Annotated in this window: 3 rRNA genes; all 3 read right to left on the bottom strand. The window is 56.1% G+C overall.

What is annotated here, in order from left to right:
* Positions 1–55: 55 nt before the first annotated feature.
* Positions 56–172, bottom strand: a 5S ribosomal RNA gene (gene rrf / locus AC3A4M_RS22760).
* Between the two features lie 210 nt (positions 173–382).
* Positions 383–3527 (bottom strand): 23S ribosomal RNA (locus AC3A4M_RS22755).
* Positions 3528–3987: 460 nt separating this feature from the next.
* Positions 3988–5511: ribosomal RNA gene (locus AC3A4M_RS22750) — 16S ribosomal RNA — on the bottom strand.
* The 16S, 23S and 5S rRNA genes sit together here, the layout of an rRNA operon.
* Between the last annotated feature and the right edge of the window lie 185 nt (positions 5512–5696).

Genomic DNA, 5696 nt, shown 5'->3' with positions numbered 1-5696 from the left:
CTTAAATGGGTGAAGGGCTCCACCGTCATGGTGGAGCCCTTCACGCTCAAAAGATGTCCGGCGGTGACCTACTCTCCCACACCCTCCCGGGTGCAGTACCATCGGCGCTGTGGGTCTTAGCTTCCGGGTTCGGAATGGGACCGGGCGTTTCCCCCACGCTATGACCGCCGTAACCCTTGCCACCCCGTGCCGCCCGCGTTCGCGGGCAGGGGGTGAAACCTTGTGGTTACATCAGTTCATTGTTGGACTGTATGTAATTGTGGTGTTCCCCTGGACGGTTGTTGTCCGGGAACCACATAGTGGACGCGATGCAAGTATCTTTTCCTTCCCCTTCGTGTTGCCGGGGAACCGTTTGAAGTCGGTTCCGCGGCCAGGGAAGTGTGTGGTGTAAGTTATCGGCCTATTAGTACCGGTCAGCTTCACAGGTCTTTAGTCCCTGCTTCCACATCCGGCCTATCAACCCAGTGGTCTGGCTGGGGGCCTCCCACACCTCGAGGGTGTATGGAAATCTCATCTTGAAGCCGGCTTCCCGCTTAGATGCTTTCAGCGGTTATCCAATCCGAACGTAGCTAATCAGCGATGCACTTGGCAGTACAACTGACACACCAGAGGTTCGTCCGTCCCGGTCCTCTCGTACTAAGGACAGACCTTCTCAAATTTCCTGCGCGCGCAGCGGATAGGGACCGAACTGTCTCACGACGTTCTAAACCCAGCTCGCGTACCGCTTTAATGGGCGAACAGCCCAACCCTTGGGACCTACTCCAGCCCCAGGATGCGACGAGCCGACATCGAGGTGCCAAACCATGCCGTCGATATGGACTCTTGGGCAAGATCAGCCTGTTATCCCCGAGGTACCTTTTATCCGTTGAGCGACGGCCATTCCACAATGTGCCGCCGGATCACTAGTCCCGACTTTCGTCCCTGCTTGAGATGTCTCTCTCACAGTCAAGCTCCCTTGTGCACTTACACTCGCCACCTGATTGCCAACCAGGCTGAGGGAACCTTTGGGCGCCTCCGTTACTCTTTAGGAGGCAACCGCCCCAGTTAAACTACCCATCAGGCACTGTCCCTGACCCGGATTACGGGCCGAAGTTAGATGTCCAGAGTGACCAGAGTGGTATTTCAACGATGACTCCACCCGAACTGGCGTCCGGGCTTCACAGTCTCCCACCTATCCTACACAAGCCACACCGAACACCAATACCAAACTATAGTAAAGGTCTCGGGGTCTTTCCGTCCTGCTGCGCGTAACGAGCATCTTTACTCGTAGTGCAATTTCGCCGAGTTTATGGTTGAGACAGCGGGGAAGTCGTTACTCCATTCGTGCAGGTCGGAACTTACCCGACAAGGAATTTCGCTACCTTAGGATGGTTATAGTTACCACCGCCGTTTACTGGGGCTTAAATTCTCAGCTTCGCCCCCCGAAAGGGGCTAACCGGTCCTCTTAACCTTCCAGCACCGGGCAGGAGTCAGTCCGTATACATCGTCTTGCGACTTCGCACGGACCTGTGTTTTTAGTAAACAGTCGCTTCCCCCTGGTCTCTGCGGCCCACACCCGCTCCACAGAGCAAGTCTGTATCACGGGGCAGGCCCCCCTTCTCCCGAAGTTACGGGGGCATTTTGCCGAGTTCCTTAACCATAATTCTCTCGATCGCCTTGGTATTCTCTACCTGATCACCTGTGTCGGTTTGGGGTACGGGCGGCTAAAACCTCGCGTCGATGCTTTTCTCGGCAGCATAGGATCACCAGATCCCCCCATACGGGGGTCCCGTCAGGTCTCAGGCTTAGTGAACGGCGGATTTGCCTACCGTTCGCCCTACATCCTTGGACCGGGACTACCATCGCCCGGCCTGGCTACCTTCCTGCGTCACACCTGTTAATACGCTTACCTCCCCGGTTCAGGTCCCGCGCGCCCCGCACATACTGGCCCCGAAGGGCACGGATGCACGGTTTGGACGGTTAGTATCACCGGCTCGGTATGGGCGGTTTTTCGCCGGTACGGGAATATCAACCCGTTGTCCATCGACTACGCCTGTCGGCCTCGCCTTAGGTCCCGACTTACCCAGGGCAGATTAGCTTGACCCTGGAACCCTTGATCATTCGGCGGACGGGTTTCCCACCCGTCTTTCGCTACTCATGCCTGCATTCTCACTCGTGTAGGCTCCACCGCTGGTTTCCACCGCGGCTTCACTGCCCACACGACGCTCCCCTACCCATCCACGCCCCTGAACCAAGGGAACAAGTCCCCGGCTTGGGTAATACGTGAATGCCACAACTTCGGCGGTGTACTTGAGCCCCGCTACATTGTCGGCGCGGAATCACTTGACCAGTGAGCTATTACGCACTCTTTCAAGGATGGCTGCTTCTAAGCCAACCTCCTGGTTGTCTTCGCAACTCCACATCCTTTCCCACTTAGCACACGCTTAGGGGCCTTAGTTGGTGGTCTGGGCTGTTTCCCTCTCGACTATGAAGCTTATCCCCCACAGTCTCACTGCTGCGCTCTCACTTGCCGGCATTCGGAGTTTGGCTGACGTCAGTAACCTTGTAGGGCCCATCGGCCATCCAGTAGCTCTACCTCCGGCAAGAAACACGCAACGCTGCACCTAAATGCATTTCGGGGAGAACCAGCTATCACGGAGTTTGATTGGCCTTTCACCCCTACCCACAGCTCATCCCCTCCATTTTCAACTGAAGTGGGTTCGGTCCTCCACGCGCTCTTACACGCGCTTCAACCTGGCCATGGGTAGATCACTCCGCTTCGGGTCTAGATCACGCCACTGCAACGCCCTGTTCAGACTCGCTTTCGCTACGGCTTCCCCACACGGGTTAACCTCGCGACGTAACACTAACTCGCAGGCTCATTCTTCAAAAGGCACGCCGTCACAGCTGCTAGGGCTGCTCCGACGGATTGTAAGCACACGGTTTCAGGTACTGTTTCACTCCCCTCCCGGGGTACTTTTCACCTTTCCCTCACGGTACTTGTCCGCTATCGGTCATCAGGTAGTATTTAGGCTTACCAGGTGGTCCTGGCAGATTCGCACGGGATTTCTCGGGCCCCGTGCTACTTGGGATACTCTCCAAGCGGCAGCACACATTACGGTTACAGGGCTAACACCTTCTCCGGCCGGCCTTTCAAGACCGTTCACCTATGCATCTGCACTCACTTCAGCTGTCCGGCAGAACAGCAACGGAAAGTCCCGCAACCCCGGCCATGCAACGCCCGCCGGCTATCACACATGACTCGGTTTAGCCTCATCCGCGTTCGCTCGCCACTACTAACGGAATCACTGTTGTTTTCTCTTCCTGCGGGTACTGAGATGTTTCACTTCCCCGCGTTCCCTCCACGTACCCTATGTGTTCAGATACGGGTCACCAGGTAACACAAGTGCCCCTGGCGGGGTTTCCCCATTCGGACATCCTGGGATCAAAGTTCGGTTATCAACTCCCCCAGGCTTTTCGCAGATTCCCACGTCCTTCTTCGGCTCCTGATGCCAAGGCATCCACCGTGTGCTCTTAAAAACTTGACCACAAAAGATCAAAATCAGCATTTAATATCGAGAGAACCACAGATCCAAAACAGATCCAGGTTCATCAAAATTGCTTCTTTATAAGATGCTCGCGTCCACTATGTAGTTCTCAAACAACAACCCCGTCGCACCCATCCCCGCACCACGGATAAACCGTGGCCCGGACCCGGACTGCGCAGGAAACCAGAAACAAACAAACACCGGCCCGAAACGAACCGGTCCCTGTTGCCTCAGGACCCAACAGTGTGCCAAACAATAACCCCCCGGACAACCCCCACACGTTCCAGGCACCCCGCAAAAGGGGACACCGTACTGGCATGGAAACCGCCAAGAGAAAATCTATCCGTTGATATTCCACCCTCGAGCACCCACCGCAGAACAAACGCCTGCGCAATGGGCTCTCCTGCAAACCGCACAACCAACACTTGGGAAGGTTCCGCGAGTCCGAGGCGCTCCTTAGAAAGGAGGTGATCCAGCCGCACCTTCCGGTACGGCTACCTTGTTACGACTTAGTCCCAATCGCCGGTCCCACCTTCGACGGCTCCCTCCCACAAGGGGTTAGGCCACCGGCTTCGGGTGTTACCAACTTTCGTGACTTGACGGGCGGTGTGTACAAGGCCCGGGAACGTATTCACCGCAGCGTTGCTGATCTGCGATTACTAGCGACTCCGACTTCATGAGGTCGAGTTGCAGACCTCAATCCGAACTGAGACCGGCTTTTTGGGATTAGCTCCACCTCACAGTATCGCAACCCTTTGTACCGGCCATTGTAGCATGCGTGAAGCCCAAGACATAAGGGGCATGATGATTTGACGTCGTCCCCACCTTCCTCCGAGTTGACCCCGGCAGTCTCCTATGAGTCCCCGCCATAACGCGCTGGCAACATAGAACGAGGGTTGCGCTCGTTGCGGGACTTAACCCAACATCTCACGACACGAGCTGACGACAACCATGCACCACCTGTAAACCAGCCCCGAAGGGAAACCGCATTTCTGCGGCGGTCCGGTCCATGTCAAGCCTTGGTAAGGTTCTTCGCGTTGCATCGAATTAATCCGCATGCTCCGCCGCTTGTGCGGGCCCCCGTCAATTCCTTTGAGTTTTAGCCTTGCGGCCGTACTCCCCAGGCGGGGCACTTAATGCGTTAGCTACGGCGCGGAAAACGTGGAATGTCCCCCACACCTAGTGCCCAACGTTTACGGCATGGACTACCAGGGTATCTAATCCTGTTCGCTCCCCATGCTTTCGCTCCTCAGCGTCAGTTACAGCCCAGAGACCTGCCTTCGCCATCGGTGTTCCTCCTGATATCTGCGCATTTCACCGCTACACCAGGAATTCCAGTCTCCCCTACTGCACTCTAGTCTGCCCGTACCCACTGCAGACCCGGGGTTGAGCCCCGGGCTTTCACAGCAGACGCGACAAACCGCCTACGAGCTCTTTACGCCCAATAATTCCGGACAACGCTTGCGCCCTACGTATTACCGCGGCTGCTGGCACGTAGTTAGCCGGCGCTTCTTCTGCAGGTACCGTCACTTTCGCTTCTTCCCTGCTGAAAGAGGTTTACAACCCGAAGGCCGTCATCCCTCACGCGGCGTCGCTGCATCAGGCTTTCGCCCATTGTGCAATATTCCCCACTGCTGCCTCCCGTAGGAGTCTGGGCCGTGTCTCAGTCCCAGTGTGGCCGGTCACCCTCTCAGGCCGGCTACCCGTCGTCGCCTTGGTGAGCCATTACCTCACCAACAAGCTGATAGGCCGCGAGTCCATCCAAAACCAAAAAATCTTTCCACCAACCACCATGCGGTGAAAGGTCGTATCCGGTATTAGACCCGGTTTCCCAGGCTTATCCCAGAGTCAAGGGCAGGTTACTCACGTGTTACTCACCCGTTCGCCACTAATCCCCGGTGCAAGCACCGGATCATCGTTCGACTTGCATGTGTTAAGCACGCCGCCAGCGTTCGTCCTGAGCCAGGATCAAACTCTCCGTTAATGTTTACTAACAGACACAACACCGGCCCCCGGGAAAACGGGAACCAGCACTGCACTAAATTCAAACCAGGCTAAAAAACATCGCGGCACACCACGGAGGCGGTGCCCCACGACAATAATTCAACCAATAAAATAATTGGTATCAACAAACTTGGCACACTATTGAGTTCTCAAACAACAGGAGCA

The organism is Arthrobacter sp. Soil_C_60 (assembly GCF_057656375.1).
The sequence above is the reverse complement of the archived record's forward strand: the minus strand, read 5'-3'. Positions and strand labels throughout refer to the sequence as shown.